Source organism: Flavobacterium sp. GL_143, assembly GCF_057834355.1.
In genome coordinates this window covers 1-23465 of the sequence record NZ_CM174401.1, presented here as the reverse complement: position 1 = coordinate 23465, position 23465 = coordinate 1, and the positions used below count along the sequence as shown (strand labels likewise).

Here is a 23465-nt window from a genome sequence, read left to right as displayed (position 1 = left end):
GCTGATTACATAATTTTCTGTTTTTTTTATATGATGAATCAAAATTGGTTTTTTTTAAATGATTGATGGTTAAGTCTTAGTTAACTTATAATTAGGTTTTTAGGTCTTATGACATAGTGAGAAGAGTTGTGACTCCGTTTCGTTTGATAACACGACTGAAAGTAAAAATGACAACTGCTATATAATCTAAAATCAGCGATCTAAAAACCAAAATTTATAAAAAAAGTATATCTTTAACCAACCAAAAACCAAAAAAAATGCAAGAAAACAAACCAGAAGATTTTAAAAGAGAACTCGGATTGCTAGACGGAACCATGCTTGTGGTAGGGTCTATGATTGGTTCAGGAATATTTATTGTAAGTGCCGATATTGCCCGACAAGTAGGTTCTGCGGGTTGGCTAATCTTAATATGGCTAATCTCAGGATTAATTACAGTTATTGCAGCAGTAAGTTATGGAGAATTAAGTGCCATGTTTCCAAAAGCTGGTGGGCAGTATGTTTACTTAAAAGAAGCTTACAATAAGTTGATAGCGTTTTTGTACGGATGGAGCTTTTTTGCAGTAATCCAAACGGGTACAATTGCTGCTGTAGGTGTCGCTTTTGCCAAATTTGCAGCTTATCTCTATGAGCCTTTAAGTGATGAAAACATTCTTTTTGAGATAGGTTCTTTCGACTTAAATGCAGCTCAACTGGTTTCTATTGTTACGATTATTTTATTGACGTATATAAATAGCCGTGGGGTTAAAAACAGTAAAATTCTACAAACGGTTTTAACTATTATCAAAATTTTATCACTTTTAGGATTAATCGTTTTCGGGTTAACACTTGGAGCAAAAGCTTCTATTTGGGATGCTAATTGGGTAGATGGTTGGTCTACGCGTGCTTTTGATGCAGATACTAAATCTTGGTTTCCAATAGGAGGTACAGCATTGCTTACAGGTATTTCGGCAGCTATGGTTGGTTCTTTATTTTCTAGTGATGCTTGGAATGGAGTAACTTTTATTGCGGGCGAAATTAAAAATCCGAAACGTAATGTAGGGTTTAGTCTATTCTTGGGAACTTTTATAGTTACGATTATTTATGTTTTAACAAACCTGATGTACTTGGCAGTAGTACCTTTTGATGAAATTGCTACAGCAAAATCTGATAGGGTAGCGGTAGTGGCATCACAATATATTTTTGGTAATATCGGAACGTTAATCATTGCAATTATGATTATGATTTCGACTTTTGCTTGTAATAATGGGCTAATAATGGCTGGAGCAAGGGTATATTATACAATGGCAAAAGATGGTTTGTTTTTTAAGAAAGCAGCGATATTAAATGAGTCTAGTGTTCCAGCTTGGGCATTATGGGCACAATGTGTTTGGGCTTCGGCTTTATGTTTGACAGGGAAATATGGGGATTTATTAGACTTTGTTATTATCATTGTTCTGATTTTTTACATTTTGACTATTTATGGTATTTTTATTCTGCGTAAGAAAATGCCAGATGCTGAGAGACCTTATAAGGCTTTTGGATATCCATTTCTGCCATTCTTATATATTGTAGTAGCATCGGCAATTTGTATTTGCTTATTGCTTACTAAATTTTCTACTTGTGGATGGGGAGTTTTAATTATGTTAACAGGAATTCCTGTTTACTATTTAACAAAGCCAAAAGAATAAGCGGCATAATTTAAAGAAAGCCATTAATTAGTGGCTAAAAGAGAATAGTTGCTAACTTAGATTGTCTATAGAGGAACGCGGATTAAACGGATTTTTTATCTATTATTTTAAAAAATCCGTTTTTAATCCGCGTTCCTTTCGCAATGAGTTAGATAGAATAGAGGATTAAGGAAGCTGTTAATCAGTGGCAAGAATAATGAACTATATAAAAACAGAAAACCCGTCCTAAAGACGGGTTTTTCTAGTGTAGTAAGCACTTATATAATGCTAGCAATTATTTTGCTAACACTAATTCTTCGTTGAAAGGAAGATTCCAAGCTTCTGCAACTCCTTTGTAAAGGATTTTTCCATTAGCAATATTCAATCCTTTTTTCAATTCTTCGTTTTCAGCACAAGCTTTTTCCCATCCTTTGTTTGCTAATTGTAAAGCGTAAGGTAAAGTAGCGTTTGTTAAAGCAAGAGTAGATGTGTAAGGTACAGCACCTGGCATATTAGCCACACAGTAGTGTACAATATCATCGATAATGAAAGTTGGGTTTTCGTGAGTTGTTGGTGTACATGTTTCGATACATCCACCTTGATCAACAGCAACGTCTACAACAACAGTTCCTGGACGCATTAGTTTAAGCATATCACGAGTAACTAAGTGAGGTGCTTTTGCTCCCGGAATTAATACTGCTCCAACTACTAAATCTGCATCAGCGATTGCTTTTGTAATGTTGTAGTGGTTTGACATTTGAGTGTTTACGTTTGCAGGCATAATATCATCTAAATGACGAAGACGTGCTAAACTTACATCCATAATAGTAACTTGAGCTCCTAAACCAGCAGCCATTTTTGCAGCTTGAGTACCAACGATTCCACCACCAAGTACTAATACTTTAGCAGGAGGAACACCTGGAACACCACCTAAAAGAATTCCTCTTCCTTTTAATGGTTTCTCAAGATATTTAGCTCCTTGTTGAATCGACATACGTCCAGCAACTTCTGACATTGGAACTAATAATGGTAAACTACGGTCAGCTTTTTCAACAGTTTCGTAAGCTAAACATACAGCTCCTTTTTCGATCATTGCGTGTGTTAACGGCTCTGATGAAGCAAAGTGAAAGTATGTAAATAATAATTGATCTTTTTTGATTAAATCATATTCAGATGCAATAGGTTCTTTAACTTTAATAATCATTTCAGCTATAGCATATACCTCTTCAATAGTTGCTAATACCTGAGCACCAGCATTAGTATACTCCTCATCGCTAAATCCACTTCCTAAACCGGCAGTTGCTTGAACGTAAACAACATGTCCGTGTTTTTTCATTTCCGAAACTCCAGCTGGTGTAACAGCTACACGGTTTTCGTTATTCTTGATTTCTTTTGGAACACCTATTATCATTTTTTATATTTTTTTTGTTTTTGTTAATTTTGTTTTACAAAGCTACATATAGAGAATATATTATCGATATTATGGGTATAATAAAGAAAATATTGTTTTTATTTAATATTTTTACCAAAAAATATTCTTTTTAATGAGCTTTTATCGTCTATAAAAAGAAAAAATGACTGATTTGTAATAATTTTTAAAACACTTTTTACCATGATTTTAGACGAAACTGACAAAAAAATCCTACGCCTTTTGCAAGAAGATGCGCATTATACCTTAAAAGACATTGCAAACAAAATAAATTTGTCTCTTACACCTGTCCATGATAGAGTCAAACGACTTGAGAGAGAGGGAGTTATTGAGAAATATGTGTCTATTTTGAACAAGAAAAAATTAGGGAATAATCTTACGGTTTATTGCCAGGTAACGCTCACAAAACAGACATATGATACCTCGGAAGGGTTTAATCAATCTATTTTGAATTTACCCGAAGTTGTAGAATGTAATTATGTATCAGGAAATTTTGATTACATGCTTAAAATTATCATTCCAGATATGGAAACGTATCATCATTTTCATCAAAAAAAATTATCAATTTTACCCGAAGTTTCTTTAATCAATACTGTCTTTGTAATGTCCGAAGTAAAGAGCACGACAGTTTTACCAATAATATAATGTGAAGTACAACTGTTGTGAATTGAAATTGATTGAGTTATAAGTTCAATTACATAAAATTATTAGTGTAATAAAAAGTTAACCATGTAAGTGATTTAAGTAAATATAAGTGTGACTATCAGTATAAAGCTTAAATGAACTTAAATCACTTATATGGTAAAAAAAACTCAACTTGTTGATTTAAAAGTAAAAACCACCAAGAGAACTTGATGGTTTTGAGAAAAAGTTGGTTTGGTTGGTGTATATGCTAGTAGTAAGTAAAACGTCTTACTTTCGCAATATATTTTGCTAATCGAATAACCTGGTGACTATAGCCATATTCATTATCGTACCAAATATATAATACAATGCTTTTTCCGTCTTTGGAAACTATTGTAGCATTACTATCATAAATTGATGGTGCCGAGGTACCGATTATGTCAGAAGAAACCAATTCTGTATTCAAAGAATATTTTATCTGTTCTACTAATTCGCCTTCAAGGGCATATTTTTTCATTATTTTGTTAATTCCAGCAATCGAAGTTGCTTTTTTAACATCAAGATTTAATACAACAAGAGAACCGTTAGGAACTGGAACACGTATTGCATTTGATGTTAATTTCCCTTCAAGCGATGGTAATGCTTTTGCAACAGCACTTCCTGCACCAGTTTCAGTAATTACCATATTTAATGCAGCAGCTCTGCCACGACGGTATTTTTTGTGCATATTATCAACCAGATTCTGATCATTAGTATATGCGTGTATAGTTTCTAAGTGTCCTTTTACAACACCTAGTGTATCTTCAATTGCTTTTAAAACAGGCGTTATAGCATTTGTAGTACAAGAAGCAGCCGAGAAAATATCATTTTCATCGGGATTGTATTCGTTATGATTTACTCCGTGTACAATATTAGGAACTCCTTTTCCAGGTGCAGTAAGTAAAACTTTGCTAACCCCTTTAGAAACTAAGTGCCTGCTTAATGCTTCCTGAGTTGTAAAAGCACCAGTGTTATCTACAACTAGAGCATCATTAATGCCATATAGCGTATAATCTATTTCTTCGGGAGAATTTGCCGAAATAATATGTACCGTAGTTCCATTTATCAAAAGAGCATTATTCTTTGGGTCAGCAACCACAGAACCTTGAAAATCTCCATGAATAGAGTCATATCTTAATAAAGATGCTCTTTTTTCAAGATTTGCTAGTTCGCTTTTATCACGAATAACAATTGCTCTTAATCTCAACTGATTTCCTTTTCCTGTTTTAGACATTAATTCTCTGGCCAATAAGCGACCAATTCGGCCAAAGCCATAAAGAACAACATCTTTAGGTTGAATTTCTTCAGATGATTTAGCTTCTTTTAGTTTTTCGATTACAAAATGACGAGCATCTGGATATTTTTCATCCTCCAAACGATATTCATAAGTTAGTTTTCCAATATCAATTTTGGAAGGAGGTAATTTTAAAGATAAAACAACTCTCGCAATTTCAACAGAGTCAAAAATAGTAATTGGTTTACCTACAAATTCTCCAGCGTATTGATGTAAATTAATAATGTCGCTTACATTCTTATCTAGTAATTGATTTTTGAATAAAACCATTTCGATAGATTTATCATACCATAAATCGCTTATGATTTTAATCAATTCTACTCCGGCTTTTCGTCTGTCGACTTGAAATGATACTTCTTTTTGGTACAAAGATTTTTTGCTCATAGTTGAAAATTTGTAAAAATAAAACTGCTTGTTTTTTTAAATTTGGCGCAAAAGTACCCATTTCAATCGATTTCGTAAACTATTTTATGATTTATTTTGGAAACGGGTGAAAATAAATTTTCTTCCAATAAAATGAAAATTGGCTTCTCCTAAAACAAAAAAATAAATTCTATATCAGAAGGAAATAAAAAAGCCATCCTGATTTTGCGAGGGCACTGAAAAACATCCCTTATTTTGATTGGGATTGTTTTTAGACAATGAAAAAACGCTTATAACAGGATTTAAAAATATCCGTTGTAAGCGTTTTTCGTTTTATATCTGTTTTTTATTTGCAGCTATATGAATCGATTTTTGATTTATAGGGGGCATTTTGTGTAGGCATACTTATTTTATAAATTTCTTACATTAATTTCAGTATTCTTTTTAAGTTGACTGTAAAAATAGCCATTGCTCCTTGCATTTGCATATTGGCAATGCCGTACGATATTGCTCTATCATAGCCATGTACGTTTTTTAACTCACTATTTTTAGCCTCTATTTTGTATCGATGTTTTGCTTTTTCTTTGAAATAATCCGTTTCTTGAAAGGCGATTTGTTCTTGGTGTAAGTCTGATTTTATCCTTACACAGTAGGTTTTTGTTTTTGCCCCTTTATAACACCCCTGTTTTAAAGAACAAGATTTGCATTTTTCGACATCGAAATAGTAGGTATATGTTTGATTTTTCCCAACATTTTTTTTGCCCTGTCTAGCTTTTCGTATAGCCATATGTCCTGCAGGACAAACCATTCTATCGGCATCTTTATTATATTGAAATTTATCTTCCTCTTTTCTTGTCCCATTTGCTACTGAAACATTTAACTTAGCTACAACTCTAATATTTTTCCCGTTTGCTCGCTTGAGATTTTCTGTTCCTGAATAAGCTCCATCACCAATAATGGTATTTACATCAATTCCGTTTTGCTGACTAATCTCTAAGAGTTTTGGTAACTCTGGACCATCTGCTTTCTCTCCTGAGGTAACTACAGCCGCTGTGATGATTCGCTCTTCGGTCATCGCTAAATGAGTCTTGTATCCAAAGAAAGAGCTATCTGCGGATTTATGACCTGTTTTAGCATCTATATCTTTTGATAAGATAAAATTTTCCTGAGTATCTTCTATAGTTTCTTTAAGCAGATTTAGCTTTTCTTTTACAGCAGGTATAGAACTCAAAGATTCTTCTTTTTCTATGCGCTGCTCCAGTTCTTTACAATAGGCTAATTCTTTTTCCAATTCATTGGTATTGTTCTTCTCGGGCATATGCTCTTTGAATTGGTCATCAAATAAATATACTGTTCTTCGTAGAAGTTTAGAGCGCTCTCTTAATACATCAATTGCTGCAAATGGATTTGATCTTGATAAAGTGTGTGTAGCATCAACTATAATAGACCTGGATCTGATGATTCCCTTTTCGACGGCTATAGATACTGTTTTACCAATGAGTAGATTTAATAAGTCCGTATCCTTCAGGCGAAGTTTACGAAATTTCGTTAAAGAACTTGGATTAATAACACTCTCCTCTGGTGTCATTTCTAAGAAATACTTAAAAGACATATCAAAACGTGAACGTTCTACTACATCAACATCCGAGACATCATAAATTGTTTTTAGAAGTAAATACTTAAACATACGCACTGGGCTTTCTGCTGTGCGACCATTAGTGATGCAATATTTATTTAGCAACTCATCGTAGATGAATGAGAAGTCTATGAGTTCGTTGATTTTTCTAAGGAGATTATCCTGAGGAACAATTAAATCATATAATGAGGAATAGGGACTAAACTGAATTTGTTGCTGTTGAATTAACATCTAAAAAGCCTTATGATTACACTCAAAAGATACAAAAAAAAGGAGCAGAAACTTTTAGCTTCTACTCCTTTTAATTAACAATTTATTCGTGAAAAGGACTTTTTCAGTGCCCTCGATTTTGCAGGATGGCTTTGAATTTGGGAAATAAAATGATTTAGATGATAACTCGAATAACTTCTCCGTTTCTATTAATCATTTCAATTCGTATACTTTGGTTTTCGTCTTTTTGATTTAAAAGTTTCGAAACCGTTTCAATGTCTGTTGCTTTTATATTGTCAATACTTAAAATAATGTTGCCTTGTAATTCATTATTATACTGTTTAAGATTTTCGTTTGTAAGAGCTTTAATTTTTACACCATAGTTTATACCGAATCTCTTTTTATCTGTTGCATCGATATTTTCTAATTCGATTCCTTTATATTCAGTACTAAAAAATTCATTTTTACTTAAAGTAACAGGAACTACTTTATTTTTTCCGTCACGTATATAAGTTACCTGAACTACATCATTAGGTCTTTTAGTATTAATATATCCAGAAAAATCAGCATAAGTAGCTATATCTCGATTATCTAATTTTACAATAATGTCACCTTTTTGAAGACCAGATTTTTCAGCACCTGATTTTTGAGTTACTTTATTGATGTAAAAACCTTGAGTTTGAGAAATACCCAGCTCTTTAGAAGCGGCATTATTAAGTTCTCCGCCTTCTACACCTAAAATAGCTCTTTGTACATTACCAAACTCCATAATATCTTCTATTATTTTTCTGGCAATATTAGACGGAACTGCAAATGAGTATCCAACATAAGAACCGGTCGTAGAGGATATCATGGTATTAATACCAATTAAATCTCCTCTGGTGTTTACCAATGCACCACCACTATTACCAGGGTTTACTGCGGCATCAGTCTGGATAAACGATTGAATTCCGTTTGTATCTAAGTTTCTGGCTTTCGCCGAAACAATCCCCGCAGTTACTGTAGAAGTTAGATTATACGGATTTCCAACTGCCAAAACCCATTCACCGACTTTTACAGCATCAGAATCTGCAAAAGGAGTATAAGGTAATTTTTCGTCGGCATCGATTTTTAATAAAGCAATATCCATTTTAGAATCTGTTCCAATAAGTTTTGCCGTATAAGATTTTTTATTGTTTAAAGTAATTTCAATTTCAGTGGCGTTTTTTATCACGTGATTATTAGTTACAATATATCCATCAGCAGAAATAATTACACCAGAACCAGTACCAACTTGTTCTTGTGTTTGCTGACCTCCATAACCGTAAAAATATTCTAACATTGGGTTAGTAACAGTTCTGCGAGATACATTTTTTACGTGTACTACTGTATGAATAGTTTTATCTGCTGCAGCTGTAAAATCAACAGTTTCGGCACCTAATCCTACTGTTTTAGAGTATGAATTTGGAGCAAGAGTTACTATCGATTTCTTTTCGCCAAAAAGAGAACCGTTATTATCAAATAATAACTTGTATGCACCAAGCGTAGTAGCACCGCTTAATAAGGATACTAAAAATAAGGTTGAAAATCGTTTCATTGTTTTGATTAGTGTTTAAGTTATCTATGTATAAAATTATATCAAAAAAAAACTGAAGTAAAGTGGTTTAACGCTCTTTAACAATGATTAACATTTCATTAATAGTTCGTACTTTTGTATTTCTCAATTCAATAACAATGCAAGTAGAATTTTATAAATATCAGGGTACAGGAAATGATTTTGTAATGATTGATAATCGTTCTGATTTTTTTCCAAAGAAAGATACAAAATTAATTGAACGTTTGTGCGACAGACGATTCGGAATTGGTGCTGATGGACTTATTTTGTTAGAAAATGATTTTGAAACCGATTTTAGAATGGTTTACTATAATGCCGACGGAAACCAAAGTTCGATGTGCGGAAACGGTGGTAGATGTTTGGTGGCATTTGCTAAAAAACTAGATGTAATAGAAAATGAAACAACCTTTATAGCTACAGATGGTTTGCATCATGCTACAATCGCGCCAGACTCTATTGTTTCTTTGCAAATGATAGATGTTGATGCTATAAATAAATATGATAATTATACGTTCTTAAATACAGGATCTCCACATCATGTACAAATAGTAGATGATTTAGAACATTATAATGTAAAAGAAAACGGAGCAGCTATACGTTACGGAGAATTGTATGGAAAACTAGGGAGCAATATCAACTTTGTAAAAAAAGTAGATGATAAAACATTTTCACTACGCACTTACGAAAGAGGTGTAGAGGATGAAACTCTTGCTTGCGGAACAGGCGCTACAGCGGTTGCAATAGCTATGAATGCAATAGGAGAAACGAATGAAACAGATATCAACTTAAATGTTGAAGGAGGTAAACTAGTTGTTTCTTTTGATAAAGTAGGGGAGCACTTTACAAATGTGTTCTTAAAAGGACCAGCAGAATTTGTATTTAAAGGAACAATCGAGATTTAATGTTTTCAGTCTGAAATCTATCCTATCCCGACGTTTTGGGATCGGGGCTAAATTCTAAAATTAAAAATGATCACATTAAAAGGCGATACTATATATATACGAGCATTAGAACCCAATGATCTGGAGTTTATTTATGCAGTCGAAAACGACCTTAGTATTTGGGAAGTAAGCAATACTCAAACACCTTACAGCCGATTCTTAATAAAACAATATCTGGAAAATGCCCATCAGGACATTTATGAAGCCAAACAATTACGACTTGCTATTTGCCAAGATCAGGATTTTCCTGCCATTGGCCTAGTTGATTTATTCGATTTTGACCCTAAAAATAATAGGGCAGGTATTGGGATTGTAATTCAGGATAATGAAAGAAGGAATCAAAATATTGGTTCTGAAGCTTTAACATTATTAATTAAATATTCTTTTTATCATCTTAATTTACATCAATTATATGCAAATATTGGTGTTAAAAACGAAGCAAGTAATGCACTTTTTACTAAATTTGGCTTTGAAAAAATTGGAACAAAAAAAGATTGGCTTTTAGTTAATGGAGTTTATCAGGACGAAGCTCTTTTTCAATTAATTAATAAGGAGTTTTAAAAGTTTAGTTTTTAAATTGTTATAATTAAAAAAAAATACTAGCAAGTAATGCAACCACATATGAATATAAAGAAAATTATAACAATAAGTGCCGTAATCGTAATTTCGGTTTTGATGGTTTATGGGTTTATTTTGATAAGCCAAATTTTTAGTGCTAATACTAAATTTTCTGAGAAAGAGGTTTACGTTTATGTACCTACGGGATCTAATTATGAAGATGTAAAAAAGATATTAGAACCCTTTGTAAAAGATTTAAAGAACTTTGAGATGGTTGCTAGTAAAAGAGGTTATCCTGATAATGTAAAACCAGGACGCTTTTTATTAACCAAGGATATGAATAATATGGATTTGGTTAGAGCAATGCGATCTAATGTTCCGGTAAAATTAGCTTTTAACAATCAAGAACGTCTAGAGGATTTTGCAGGACGTGTTGCTTCTCAAATAGAAGCTGATAGCACATCATTGCTAAAAGTATTTAAAGATTCTATTTTCATGAAAGAAAATGGTTTTAACGAAGATAATGTGTTTGCAATGTTTATCCCTAATACGTATGAAGTGTATTGGAATACTTCGGCTCTTAAGTTTCGTGATAAAATGATTAAAGAATATCATAATTTCTGGACTAAAGAGAGAATAGATCAAGCTGCTGCACAAGGATTAACTCCAGTAGAAGCTACAATTTTGGCTTCAATCGTACATAAAGAATCTGTGAAAAAAGATGAGCGACCTAGAATTGCAGGAGTTTATTTAAACAGATTGCGTCTGGAAATGCCATTACAAGCTGATCCAACGGTTATTTACGCAATCAAAAAGAAATCAAATGACTTTGAGCAAGTAATAAAAAGAGTTTTCTATAAAGACTTAACAATGTCGTCTCCATATAATACCTATATGAATACGGGACTTCCTCCAGGACCAATTGCAATGCCAGATATTACAGCATTAGAAGCTGTTTTAAAACCTGAGAAAAATGATTACATCTATTTCTGTGCAAGTATAGATCGTTTTGGATATCATGAGTTTGCATCGACATTAGCACAGCATAATGTAAATGCAAAAAAATACTCAGACTGGATTAATAGTCAAGGAGTGGTAAGATAGTCCCGAAAGTAAAATATAATCTATAAAAAGATGCCGAAGTTAATTATTGACTTCGGCATCTTTTTTTTTATAAATATTGATTTTATAAATAGATTTTTGAGAAGTATGATTTGTTTAATTATTGATAGTTGAAATTGTTCAAATAATTGAATTTATTTTTCGACAAAAGAGAGAATTGTTTTTATTGAAAATATCGAAAAAAACGACCCTAATTTGACGATTTAGAATTTTAAAATAGATTGGTAGTTTTATCCCGTCTCGACGTTTTTCTTACAAAAATTGACAAAAAAGCAGTTTTTTTGAAAACGTTTTCATTGGGATTCCACGTTATTGAGAGATAAAATTGATTTTTGGAACGCACTCCTAACTAGGTGGTTACGGGGCGTATTTTGGGTTTTTTGAAAAGTTTAACTGGTTGATTTATAGCTTTGTAAATTTTGTTGTATCTTTGTGGGCAGAAATTTTTGAATGGGACAGCGTTCAAAAGAAAAACAATCTATGATAAAGAAATGGTATTTTTACACAACATTAACCGTTATTATTGGGTTTTTAAGCTCAGGTTTTAAGTCCTTTAATTTAGACACCACTCCTTGGTTTCTTACAGAAAAAACAGATGGAACCGACTACTTACTTCCATCTAAAGAAAAGAAAGATTATCCTGTTTCAGACAGTATTCCTTTCACCGGAAACCACCTAATTGGTTTCAAAGAAGCAATCGCTTTAAGAGAATCTCAAGGCAAATACAGAAAAGTAAATACACTTGGTTACATGGGAAAATATCAATTCGGAACCCAGGCTTTAAGAGCAATTGGAGTACGAAATGATGAAGCGTTCCTAAGAAACCCTGCGTTACAAGAAAAAGCATTTATTGCTTTGTTGTCTAAAAATAAATGGATTTTAAGGAAGGAAATCGAGAAGTATGAAGGAAAGCTTATCAGCGGAATTTATATTACCGAATCAGGAATATTAGCAGCGGCTCATTTAGGAGGTGCTGGGTCTGTTAAAAACTTTTTTAAGAATAATGGACAAAAATATTTCAGAGATGCTTATGGAACGTCTATTAGAAGTTACATGAAGGCTTTTGGAGGTTACAATGTCTCTTCAATCGAAGCAGATAATGATGCCACAGTTCACTCGATATAATTCATTACGAATTAAGAATATAAAAAAACCTGCAAGAGATTGCAGGTTTTTTACTTTTTAGTCAATTAGGATTTCCAGAATTGTAATTGCGGCTTCACTAATTTTTGTTCCAGGTCCAAAAACGGCTACAGCACCAGCATCAAATAAATACTGATAATCTTGTGCTGGTATTACACCACCCACAATAACCATGATATCTTCACGGCCATGTTTTTTTAGTTCTTCTATAACTTGAGGTACAAGTGTTTTATGTCCCGCAGCAAGTGAGGAAACACCTAGAATATGAACGTCATTTTCTACAGCTTGTTTGGCAGCTTCTGCCGGAGTCTGGAAAAGAGGACCTATATCTACATCAAAGCCCACATCGGCATAACCAGTGGCAACTACTTTTGCACCCCTGTCATGACCGTCTTGCCCCATTTTGGCAATCATAATTCTTGGGCGACGACCTTCCTGTTTGGCAAAGGTATCGGCCAATTGTTTTGCTTTCTCAAAGCTCTTGTCGTCTTTTATCGCTGCACTGTACACGCCACTAAAGGATTTAATTTGTGCTTTGTATCTTCCGAAAACAGTTTCTAAAGCATCGCTTATTTCGCCTAGAGTAGCACGATTTCTAGCTGCATCAATAGCTATTTCCAGTAAATTACCGTCGCCGGTTTTAGCACAATGAATTAATTTTTCGAGTATTGCTTTTACTTTTTCAGAATCTCTGGTTGCTTTTATATGTTCTAGTTGAGCAACTTGTTGTTTACGCACCATTTGGTTATCCACATCAAGAATCTGTAAAGGATCTTCTTTTTCTAGTCGGTATTTATTAACACCCACAATAATATCTTGTCCGCTGTCTATTCGGGCTTGTTTTCTTGCCGCAGCTTCTTCTATTCGTAATTTAGGAATTCCAGCTTCAATAGCTTTAGTCATTCCGCCTAGTTCTTCAACTTCTTCAATAAGTTTCCATGCATTGGCAACAATTTCATTTGTTAAGCTCTCTACATAATAACTACCAGCCCAAGGGTCAACGGTTTTTGTTATTTTGGTTTCTTCCTGCAAGAAGATTTGAGTGTTACGAGCAATTCTTGCCGAAAAATCTGTTGGCAATGCAATGGCTTCATCCAAAGCATTTGTATGTAACGATTGTGTTCCGCCAAAAGCAGCTGCTGTAGCCTCAATACAAGTACGAGCCACATTATTAAATGGATCTTGCTCGGTTAAACTCCAGCCACTTGTCTGACAATGCGTTCTCAAAGCCAGAGATTTATCGCTTTTAGGATTAAATTGTTGAACCAGTTTTGCCCAAATCATTCTTCCTGCACGCATTTTGGCAATTTCCATAAAGTGATTCATTCCTATTGCCCAGAAAAAAGACAATCGTGGAGCAAATTCATCTATAGGCATTCCTGTTGCCAATCCTGTTCGTATATATTCTAATCCATCGGCTAGAGTATAAGCCAATTCTATATCGGCAGTGGCACCTGCTTCTTGCATATGATATCCAGAAATGGAGATAGAATTGAATTTTGGCATTTTTTTGCTCGTAAATTCAAAAATATCAGCAATGATTTTCATCGAAGGAGTTGGCGGATAAATATAAGTGTTACGCACCATGAACTCTTTCAGGATATCATTTTGAATAGTTCCAGAAAGTTTTACAGGAGGAACACCTTGTTCTTCGGCAGCAACGATATAAAAAGCCATAATTGGTAAAACCGCACCATTCATTGTCATAGAAACCGACATCTCTTCAAGCGGGATTTGATCAAATAAAACCTTCATGTCTTCGACAGAGTCGATAGCAACTCCAGCTTTCCCGACATCACCAACAACACGCTCATGATCAGAGTCGTATCCGCGATGCGTAGGTAAATCAAATGCAATTGATAAACCCTTTTGCCCTGCAGCTAGATTACGTCTGTAAAAAGCATTACTTTCTTCAGCAGTCGAAAATCCTGCATATTGCCTGATTGTCCAAGGGCGTCTTACATGCATAGTTGCATAAGGACCTCTTAAATTTGGGGCAAATCCAGCTCCAAAATCAAGATGTTCTATATTCTCAATATCTTGTTTTGTATAGGTTGCTTTTAGGTCAATTCCTTCGGCTGTTTCAAAGTAATCAGTTGTTAGTTGTTTATCTTGAGGATTAACACTATCTACCTGTTCGCTTTCAGCTTTTAATTTAATATGTTTAAGGTCTTTTCTCAATTGTAAAAAAGGTATTTAAAAGAAGTTTAATTCACTATCTCTGGATGTGTGAAAAATGGATTTTATAACGATACAATTTTCGTAAATTGAATAATGTATGGCATATGGAAAAGTTTTTAAAAATAATATTCTGATATTGTCATATCTAATTTGAAATAGTAATGGGTCTTTTTTAATAATTGCTATACTTTTTTTAAAGGAATCATTAAATCTAATAGCTAATTTTGGATGTATGTTTTTATACCAAAGCAAAGATTCTTTATAATCCTTTTTTGCTTCTTCGATAATTACTATTTTATAGACCATCTTCAATTTCTTTTAAAAAATCATCTATGTCAGTAACATTCGTTGGATTTTTTAAATAATTTTCTGTTCTTTCTCTAACTTGATCAATTTGCCATTGGGGGATTTTATAATTGTCATTTTGTACAGGTAAAATAATTACTTCTACTTCATCTGCTATAAAATCATCGGGTAAAATAACTGTTATAGAATGATTTTTAACCGATATTATTTGTCGAATTGCTTCCATAATTAGTTGTGTTAGATTCAAATATAGCTATTTTAAATCAGTTTTATTCAAGTTCTAATCGTTCTTGCTCCAGTTTTTCGGCCAACCGTTTTTCTATTATTGGTGTAATTAATGTCTTTCTTGGTTTTATTTTTACAAAAGGAAAGAGTTCTAAATCATGCTTCATTTTGTCGTCTTTGTTCGGGTACTTATTTGTTCCGAGTAAAACTTCTTTCTTTGTATCAAATAATTCTTGTTCCTTATCGGCGCTTTCCTGAATTTTTCTTTTGATAATTCCTTCGTTTAATAATTTTAAGAAACCTCCATTGGCTTCGATATCTTTAAATAAGGTCAATGATTTCTCGGCAAGTTGGTTGGTCAGACTTTCTATATAATAACTTCCGTCAGCTGGATTATTGACTTTGTCAAAATAGCTTTCGTTTTTAAGAATCAATAATTGATTGCGTGCAATTCTGTCCCCAAATTCATTGTCTTTATGGTATAAAGCATCGTATGGTAAATTAGCAATGGCATCTGCACCACCAATTATTGCCGACATACATTCGGTTGTGGTACGTAACATGTTTACATTGTAATCGTACAAGGTTTTATTTCGCTTTGTGGGCGAAGCAAGTATATGACATTTTAGGTTTGGATTGTATTCGGTTGCTATTAAATTAAAAAGCAATCGTAAGGCACGAAGTTTAGCAATTTCAAAAAAGTAATTGGTTCCTACTGATACTTGTAATACGATGGTTCCGTTTATTGAGGGAATTCGATTAAAATATTCGTTTGCATGTGCTACTGTATATGCAATTTGTTGTACCATATTGGCACCAGCATTTTGATATAAACTTGCATTAATACTTATTAAGGATGCATTTGGAATTTCCTTTGAAAGGATTTCAAGCGTTTCGAAATTGTTTTTTTCTTTGGTTGTAAATGAAAACCAATTGCCCTCTTTTGCCAATTGCCCAAGGGGATCAATATTATAGTAAAAAAATGCTTTTTTCTGTATTGAAATAGCATTTAGTTTTTTTACGAAATCGATTGAAATAAAATTCAAATTAAAGTAAACATTTCTGTTTTCTAAAGGTAATTTTTCGAATAATTTATCAACGGCAACGGTGTCATTTTCGATTGTAAAATACAAACTTTCAGCACCTCTTTTTAGGGAATCTAAAGCCCTTTCAACTGATTTTGAAACGTCATGAACAAAAATGTTCTGACATATTTTAAAATCAGTTGCTTTGGTTGTTACTTCAACGGGCTTGATGTTTTCATCACTATGATAAAATGGTTTTACCTGAATGTCTTCTGGCGAATTCCAAATCAAGGTTTCGTTATAATCGGCACCATCCAATTCAAATTGAATTTTTTGTTTCCATTGTTTGGATGATACTGGACTAAAATTATCGAAAAGGGGAGTAGCCATTTTTATCTTTTTATAATTCTGAATTTATTTTTTTTCGATAGTGTCACCTTCAAATTCGATGATGTAAATGTCTTCACTATCTTTTTTCATAAAATACTTTTCCCGTGCATATTTCTCAATTTGCTCTGGGTTTTTAAGTTCTTTTATTTGTTCCTGGTCTTTTTTTATCTCTTCTTGATAATAGGTTTTGTTGTCTTTTAACTCGTTTATTTGGTTATCTAGAAAGCGATGGTCAAAATAGGAGTAATTATCCAGAAAAACCATCCAGATTATAAAAAACAACAATACCCAAACATACTTGTTGCTCAGGAATTTAAACCAGGATTTATCTTTATATGGATTTGTCATTTTTTATTTTTTAGCCCCGATAAAGCCGATATCCTTTGAGAGGAACGAACAAAGATAAAGGCGTAAGCGGGAATAGCTCCTAATTTTTAATGCAATAAATTTACAATAAAATTATAGAATACGTTGATTAATTACTGCACGAACTACATCTATTGCTACGGTATTGTATTTGTCGTTTGGTATGATAATATCAGCAAAAGCCTTTGTAGGTTCGATAAACTGCTCATGCATAGGTTTTAAAGTGTTTTGGTACCGTGTTAAAACCTCGTCTAAGTCACGACCACGTTCGGCGATATCACGCTTTAAACGTCTGATAAGTCTTTCATCAGAATCGGCGTGAACATATACTTTAATGTCAAAAAGATCTCTTAGTTCTGGATTTGTCAGGATTAAAATCCCTTCTACAATCATTACTTTTCTAGGATGTGTGCTAATTGTATCGTCGGTTCTGTTATGTGTGATAAAAGAATAAACAGGTTGATCGATAGTTTTTCCTTCTTTAAGTTCTTTTAAGTGGGTAACTAATAAATCAAAATCAATCGCACGTGGATGGTCAAAATTTATTAAGGCTCTTTCATCAAAAGATAGATTTTTATTTTCTCTGTAGTATGAATCCTGAGAAATCACGCCCACTTCGGCATGGGGTAATTCATTCATGATTTGATGTACTACGGTTGTTTTCCCGCTTCCTGTTCCGCCTGCAATTCCAATGATGAGCATAAAAATATTGTTATAATTTGAAGCCGCAAAAATAAGAATTAATACGGATTTGTCATTAGATAAAATTCCTAAAATTCCTTGTAGCTTTTATCTTGTTTTAATTTTTTTATTGATTCGGTTTTTAATTCAATAATTAATCCTTACTAGAGGAAAGGTTTAATGCTGATTTCGCAAATTTACTCTAATCAGTACGTTAAACTAGTTTGCAAAATATTGATAAAAAAATGTATTTGTATATAAGATGGAACCTATATAAAAGAAAAGACCTCGATTACTTAGTAATCGAGGTCTTTGGTGCAATCAGTGATTTGTTTAAATACCTGACTTTAGTAAGCACTTATTATTTGTTTTTCTTTGCTTTTATCATCATTTCAAGCTGATCCCAAAGTTCTTCTGGAATTGCTTCTAATAAATTAAATTGTCCAGCTCCTTTTAACCATTCACCACCATCGATAACAATTACTTCACCATTAACATAGGCTGAAAAATCAGATACTAAATAAGCAGCTAAATTGGCTAATTCCTGGTGATCACCCACGCGTTTTAATGGTACTTTTTTGGCCATGTCAAATTTCTCTGCAAGATCTCCCGGAAGTAATCTGTCCCAAGCACCTTTTGTAGGGAATGGACCTGGAGCGATAGCATTAGTACGGATTCCGTATTTTGCCCATTCTACAGCAAGACTTCTTGTCATAGCTAGAACTCCAGCTTTTGCAGTAGCACTTGGTACAACATAAGCTGATCCTGTCCAAGCATAAGTAGTTACAATATTTAATACTGTAGCCGATGTTTGTTTGGTATCAATCCAGTGCTTTCCGAAAGCAAGTGTGCAGTTTTTAGAGCCTTTTAATACAATATCGATAACAGTGTCAAAAGCATTAGCCGATAATCTTTCGGTTGGCGAAATAAAATTCCCAGCAGCATTGTTTAGTAATACATCTACTTTACCAAAAGCTTTTAAAACTTCTTGTAGCATGTTTTCTACTTCTTCGTAATGACGAACATCACATTGCAGTGGTAAACAAGTTCCTCCTGTTAGGCTCTCAAGTTCTGTAGCTGTGTTTTTTAGTTTTTCTAAATCTCTCGACGTTATTGCAACTTTAGCACCTAACTCTAGAAAGTATTTAGTCATGGCTTTTCCTAGTCCGCTTCCTCCGCCGGTTACCACTATTACTTTGCCTTTTAAAGCATCGTCTCTTAACATTTTATCTGTATAACTCATGTTTTTTTAAATTTAAAAGGTAAATATAAGAATTAAATAGTATGCATGCATAATAAATGTGTTAATTTTAGTTTATGCTAAATGCTGCATAATCTTTCGGCAGCTGCCTCGAGTGTAGCATTATCTTTTGCAAAACAAAAACGGATTAGTTTTAAATCTTTTCCGTTGGCATAGAAAGTCGAAATAGGTATTGCAGCAACTCCGTATTCGGTTATTAGTCTTTTGCAGAAAGTCACATCATCTTCGTCGGAGATTGATTTATAGGATGCAACCTGAAAATAAGTTCCTTCACATGGTTTTAATTCGAATCGACTTTTTTCTAGTAATTTTTTAAAGTAATCTCTTTTTTCCTGATAGAATTTGCCAAGTTTAGTAACGTCAACAATATCTAGATATTCGCTTATTGCAACTTGAGAAATACTGTTTACACTAAAAACCAAAAACTGATGTACTTTCTTGATTTCTATCATTAAATGTTCTGGGGCTACGACGTAGCCAATTTTCCATCCTGTAATATGAAATGATTTCCCGAAAGATGAAATCATAATGCAACGGTCTAAAAGTTGCTGACGGGTGTGTGCTGAGATATGTTTTTCTTCAAAAGTGATGTATTCATAAACTTCGTCAGATAATACTAATAGGTCTGGGTATTTATCAAGAATCTTCTCTAATCGTACAAAATCTGCTTCCGCTAAAATTTTCCCTGTTGGGTTATGCGGATTATTAATGATTAGCATTCTTGTTTTGGCAGAACAAGCTTTTTCTATGATTTCCCAATTTGGCGTGTAATCATCGTTTAAAGGAACTCTAACTGAATGTGCATTGCATAATAAAACTGGTGCTTCGTAGCAATCATAACTTGGGTCGAGAATAATTACTTCGTCGTTTGCTTTAATTAACGCTTGTATGGTGGTAAAAATACCTTGAGTTGCTCCGGCAGTTACAAGAATTTCGGTTTCTGGTACAACTACTCGTTTATAGGAGTCCAGAATAAGTTTTGCAATTTTGGTCAATAACGGCGGATAACCTGCCATTGGAGTGTATTGGTGTACATTCTCGGTTGCAAGTCGTGCTACAATGCTAGTTAAGCGTTCGTCAACAGGAAAGTTAGGGAATCCTTGCGATAGGTTAATGGCATTGTATTCGTTTGCCATTTTAGACATAACTGTAAAAATACTCGTGCCAATGTGGGGGAGTTTGCTCATAAAAATCTATAATTACTTTTATAAAGATAGCTTTTTTATGATAATTTTAAATTCTTTTTCTGAAACGAATATTTTTCTAAAAAGAGAATCTATAGCTTATTAGTTAATGATTATAGGAAGAGAATAAAGAACTCTAACTTGCTTGTTGTTTTGTATTCCTGGAGTCCATTTAGGAGATGTTTTTAAAACGCGAATAGCTTCAGCGCCGGTTCCATAACCAATATCTCTTAAAATTTTGATATCGCTCAATGAACCATCTTTTTCTATTATAAACGTCACGTATATTTTGCCCTTTAGATTATCTGTTGGGTTTTTATAATTTCGTTTTATAAAACTGTCAAAACCAATTAAGCCTCCGGGAAATTCAGGTTTTACTTCTATACCAGCGGTGTTATAAATTAGATAATCATCGTTAGGAATAGTTCCTTGTGGGGGAATTGTATCATCGATACTTATAGTAAGTGATGCGTCTATGGTAAGTTTATCACCTTCTTTTATTGTTTGAGAAAATGTATTTTGCACAAAGCAAATCAAAATCAGTAATAGAAACTTCTTCATAGATGATGGTTTTAAGGTTTGATTACATTTTATGGATAATGAAAATCGTAGGTCGATTGTGTAAATCTACTTTAATTTTTTTCCAATCAGAAATGCGCATTGTTTTTATAAACTCAGTTGGTAAAGTAATATCTGTAGCAATACAAAGATGTGTTGCAGGATTTAAGATTTGTAAAATATCTTCGACTAGTTTATTATTTCTGTACGGAGTTTCAATAAAAATTTGAGATTGGTTTTTATCCTGAGATAATTTCTCAAAATGTTTCAATGCCGATTTTTTCTCGTCTTTGTCTATTGGTAAGTAACCATTAAAAGTAAAGCTTTGTCCGTTCATTCCAGAAGCCATCATAGCTAATAAAATAGAAGAAGGACCAACAAGTGGTACTACCTGAATTCCTTTTTCGTGTGCTAATTTTACAATTGCAGCACCTGGATCAGCAACACCAGGACAACCTGCTTCGCTCATTAAACCTACGTTTTTCCCTTCTAATAAGGGCTTTATAAAATCTAAATGTTCGCTGTTTTCGGTACGCTTATTTAGTGTGAAAAGAATAAGTTCAGATTGTTTTTTTTCGGGAGAAACGGCTTTAATAGATTTTCTTGCTGTTTTCTCGTTTTCTACAATATAATGGTCTATAAAATCAATACTTCTCTTTATTGTTTGTGGTAAAACATCCATTGGGTCACTTTCGCCTAAGGTTGTCGGAATCAAATAAAGTTTTCCTAATAAAGAAGTTGATTTCATGTGTTTGATTTTTTAATTTATTAAGACAGATTTCGGTTATTGATGTTTGGCTATTAGTTTTTTAGCAATCACTTCGGCAGCTTCGTCCAGCATTTGATAAACGGAGTTAAAGCCGTTTGGTAAGCCATAATAGGGATCGGGAACATCAACATTTTCTGCGGGAAATAATTCGTTTAGAATAAGTTGTACTTTATCTTTTTGCTGTTGGTTTTTTGTCAATGCAATAACGTCATTATAGTTGGAATTGTCCATGACGTAGATATAATCGAAGGTATCAAAATCGGAAGTTTTGAATTGTCTTCCTTTTTGATTTGAAATGTTTAAGCCGTTTTTTTGTGCTACCGCGATTGAGCGTTGGTCAGGGTTACGACCAATATACCAACCGCCCGTTCCTGCCGAATCAACTAAAAAAGTGTCTTTAGGTAATTTTGAAGCTAAAATGCCTTCGGCTAATGGTGATCTGCAAATGTTACCCAAGCAGACCATTAAAATTTTTACGGGCATGGTTCGCGTTTATAGCGTTAATTTTTTATTGATGTCTTCGACAAATTTCTTGAATTGTTTGTCTGTAGAGACTAAATTGTCAACTGTTTTACAAGCGTGTAATACGGTTGCGTGATCACGATCACCAATTTGTGAGCCAATATTTGCTAAAGATGCTTTAGTGAATTTCTTTGCAAAAAACATAGCCAATTGTCTTGCCTGAACAACGTGCCTCTTTCTAGTTTTAGATTGAAGTGTTTCGATATCCAGTTGGAAATAATCGGATACAATTTTTTGGATGTAATCGATAGAAATTTCTCTTTTTACATTTTTAACGAATTTTTCGACTACACTTTTAGCCAATTCAATCGTTACTTCTTTTTTGTTGAAAGAAGATTGTGCAATCAACGAAATAATTGCTCCTTCTAGTTCACGTACATTCGATTTAATGTTGCGTGCTACATATTCGATAATATCTTCTGGAATTTCAACTCCGTCACGATATAAAATATTTTTTAAGATAGAAATTCTTGTTTCGTAATCTGGCTGATGTAACTCGGCAGATAATCCCCATTTAAAACGTGATAATAAACGTTGTTCAATGTCTTGCATGTCAACAGGAGCTTTGTCAGAAGTCAAAATTACCTGTTTTCCGTTTTGATGTAAATAATTAAAAATATGGAAGAAAACGTCTTGTGTACCTGATTTTCCAGATAGAAACTGAACGTCATCAATAATTAAAACATCGATTAACTGGTAAAAGTGAATGAAATCATTACGATTATTCTTTTTTACCGAGTCAATATATTGTTGTGTGAAAATTTCGGCAGAAATATATAAAACCGTTTTTTCTGGGTATTTGTCTTTTACTTCAACTCCAATTGCGTGAGCTAAGTGTGTTTTTCCTAAACCAACTCCACCAAAAATCAATAACGGATTAAATGATGTTCCTCCAGGTTTATTGGCAACAGCCATACCTGCAGAACGAGCTAAACGATTTGAGTCTCCTTCAAGGAAATTATCAAAACTATAGTTCGGGTTTAATTGAGACTCGATTTTTAAATTACGTATTCCTGGAATTACAAATGGGTTTTTTAATTCAGGATTTAAGTTTTTAAACGGAGCATCAACATCTTGAGGTTTCATAGGTCCTCTATTGGCACTTGGCAATTGTTCCGTAAACGGTTGTTTGTTGCCATAAGTGTTTTCCATTTTGATTTTATAGAGTAACTTTGCATTTTTTCCGAGTTCCTTGGTAAGAGCAACTTTTAGTAATTTTACATAGTGCTCTTCTAACCATTCGTAGAAAAATTTACTTGGAACTTGAATGTATAATGCGTTGTCGGTTAGCTCAACTGATTTGATTGGCTCAAACCAAGTTTTGTACGCTTGATCTTGAATGTTGTCTTTTATAAAAGACAAACAGTTTTCCCATACCGATTGTGCAGTTTTAGTCAT

22 protein-coding genes are annotated in these 23465 nt (G+C 33.4%); 6 read left to right on the top strand and 16 right to left on the bottom strand.

Going from position 1 to position 23465, the window contains the following annotated elements:
* The first annotated feature begins 257 nt into the window (after positions 1-257).
* Positions 258-1667, top strand: coding sequence for an APC family permease (locus AC3IPI_RS00110; protein WP_039111357.1), 1410 nt, complete (start codon positions 258-260; stop codon positions 1665-1667).
* A gap of 274 nt (positions 1668-1941) precedes the next feature.
* Here the strand turns inward: AC3IPI_RS00110 and ald are convergent, their stop codons facing one another.
* A complete protein-coding gene (gene ald, locus AC3IPI_RS00105) occupies positions 1942-3057 on the bottom strand; it encodes an alanine dehydrogenase (RefSeq protein WP_039111355.1) in 1116 nt (371 codons plus the stop codon).
* Between the two features lie 201 nt (positions 3058-3258).
* Between ald and AC3IPI_RS00100 the strand changes: the two genes are divergently transcribed.
* On the top strand, positions 3259-3720 hold the full coding sequence (locus AC3IPI_RS00100; protein ID WP_039111354.1) for an Lrp/AsnC family transcriptional regulator: 462 nt from the start codon (positions 3259-3261) through the stop codon (positions 3718-3720).
* A 247-nt stretch (positions 3721-3967) separates the two neighbouring features.
* Here AC3IPI_RS00100 and AC3IPI_RS00095 read toward each other — a convergent pair whose 3' ends face one another.
* The 3 genes from AC3IPI_RS00095 to AC3IPI_RS00085 form a co-directional block, all read right to left on the bottom strand.
* Positions 3968-5416, bottom strand: a complete 1449-nt coding sequence (locus AC3IPI_RS00095; protein WP_489156338.1) for a glyceraldehyde-3-phosphate dehydrogenase — start codon at positions 5414-5416, stop codon at positions 3968-3970.
* Positions 5417-5816: 400 nt separating this feature from the next.
* On the bottom strand, positions 5817-7262 hold the full coding sequence (locus tag AC3IPI_RS00090; RefSeq protein ID WP_489153512.1) for an IS1182 family transposase: 1446 nt from the start codon (positions 7260-7262) through the stop codon (positions 5817-5819).
* 154 nt (positions 7263-7416) lie between these two features.
* Complete coding sequence (locus tag AC3IPI_RS00085; protein WP_039120376.1) at positions 7417-8817, bottom strand: trypsin-like peptidase domain-containing protein; 1401 nt, start codon at positions 8815-8817, stop codon at positions 7417-7419.
* 137 nt (positions 8818-8954) lie between these two features.
* Between AC3IPI_RS00085 and dapF the strand changes: the two genes are divergently transcribed.
* The 4 genes from dapF to AC3IPI_RS00065 all read left to right on the top strand — a co-directional run bounded on the left by dapF (position 8955) and on the right by AC3IPI_RS00065 (position 12581).
* On the top strand, positions 8955-9737 hold the full coding sequence (dapF, locus tag AC3IPI_RS00080; RefSeq protein WP_489159254.1) for a diaminopimelate epimerase: 783 nt from the start codon (positions 8955-8957) through the stop codon (positions 9735-9737).
* Positions 9738-9803: 66 nt separating this feature from the next.
* Positions 9804-10337, top strand: a complete 534-nt coding sequence (locus AC3IPI_RS00075; protein ID WP_039111342.1) for a GNAT family N-acetyltransferase — start codon at positions 9804-9806, stop codon at positions 10335-10337.
* A gap of 60 nt (positions 10338-10397) precedes the next feature.
* Positions 10398-11438, top strand: a complete 1041-nt coding sequence (gene mltG, locus AC3IPI_RS00070) for an endolytic transglycosylase MltG (RefSeq protein ID WP_039111583.1) — start codon at positions 10398-10400, stop codon at positions 11436-11438.
* A gap of 498 nt (positions 11439-11936) precedes the next feature.
* Complete coding sequence (locus AC3IPI_RS00065; protein WP_086895416.1) at positions 11937-12581, top strand: peptidoglycan-binding protein LysM; 645 nt, start codon at positions 11937-11939, stop codon at positions 12579-12581.
* Positions 12582-12638: 57 nt separating this feature from the next.
* Here AC3IPI_RS00065 and scpA read toward each other — a convergent pair whose 3' ends face one another.
* From scpA to dnaA, 12 genes are all read right to left on the bottom strand, one after another.
* Positions 12639-14780, bottom strand: coding sequence for a methylmalonyl-CoA mutase (scpA, locus tag AC3IPI_RS00060; protein WP_489156334.1), 2142 nt, complete (start codon positions 14778-14780; stop codon positions 12639-12641).
* A 15-nt stretch (positions 14781-14795) separates the two neighbouring features.
* On the bottom strand, positions 14796-15086 hold the full coding sequence (locus tag AC3IPI_RS00055) for a type II toxin-antitoxin system RelE/ParE family toxin (RefSeq protein ID WP_489156332.1): 291 nt from the start codon (positions 15084-15086) through the stop codon (positions 14796-14798).
* The gene (locus tag AC3IPI_RS00050) at positions 15076-15312 is read right to left on the bottom strand and encodes a hypothetical protein (RefSeq protein WP_489156330.1); all 237 of its coding nucleotides are present in this window, start codon (positions 15310-15312) and stop codon (positions 15076-15078) included. Before AC3IPI_RS00050 ends, AC3IPI_RS00055 begins: the two co-directional genes overlap by 11 nt.
* A gap of 43 nt (positions 15313-15355) precedes the next feature.
* On the bottom strand, positions 15356-16726 hold the full coding sequence (locus AC3IPI_RS00045; RefSeq protein ID WP_489156328.1) for a methylmalonyl-CoA mutase subunit beta: 1371 nt from the start codon (positions 16724-16726) through the stop codon (positions 15356-15358).
* A 24-nt stretch (positions 16727-16750) separates the two neighbouring features.
* Positions 16751-17074 (bottom strand): FtsB family cell division protein, encoded by a 324-nt coding sequence (locus AC3IPI_RS00040; RefSeq protein ID WP_039111330.1) that lies wholly within the window; start codon positions 17072-17074, stop codon positions 16751-16753.
* Between the two features lie 111 nt (positions 17075-17185).
* Positions 17186-17794, bottom strand: a complete 609-nt coding sequence (udk, locus tag AC3IPI_RS00035; RefSeq protein WP_039111328.1) for a uridine kinase — start codon at positions 17792-17794, stop codon at positions 17186-17188.
* Positions 17795-18134: 340 nt separating this feature from the next.
* Positions 18135-19016 carry an SDR family oxidoreductase gene (locus AC3IPI_RS00030; protein WP_489156326.1) on the bottom strand — a complete coding sequence of 294 codons (882 nt, stop codon included), beginning with the start codon at positions 19014-19016 and terminating at the stop codon, positions 18135-18137.
* Between the two features lie 77 nt (positions 19017-19093).
* Positions 19094-20221 carry a methionine aminotransferase gene (locus AC3IPI_RS00025; protein ID WP_489156323.1) on the bottom strand — a complete coding sequence of 376 codons (1128 nt, stop codon included), beginning with the start codon at positions 20219-20221 and terminating at the stop codon, positions 19094-19096.
* 99 nt (positions 20222-20320) lie between these two features.
* Positions 20321-20779: an energy transducer TonB gene (locus AC3IPI_RS00020; RefSeq protein ID WP_489156321.1), complete on the bottom strand. Its 459-nt coding sequence runs from the start codon at positions 20777-20779 to the stop codon at positions 20321-20323.
* Positions 20780-20801: 22 nt separating this feature from the next.
* Positions 20802-21524, bottom strand: coding sequence for an SAM-dependent methyltransferase (locus AC3IPI_RS00015; RefSeq protein WP_086895408.1), 723 nt, complete (start codon positions 21522-21524; stop codon positions 20802-20804).
* Between the two features lie 36 nt (positions 21525-21560).
* Complete coding sequence (locus AC3IPI_RS00010; RefSeq protein WP_489156319.1) at positions 21561-22028, bottom strand: low molecular weight protein-tyrosine-phosphatase; 468 nt, start codon at positions 22026-22028, stop codon at positions 21561-21563.
* 9 nt (positions 22029-22037) lie between these two features.
* Entirely contained in the window at positions 22038-23465 is a 1428-nt protein-coding gene (gene dnaA, locus AC3IPI_RS00005) for a chromosomal replication initiator protein DnaA (RefSeq protein ID WP_039111581.1), read from the bottom strand.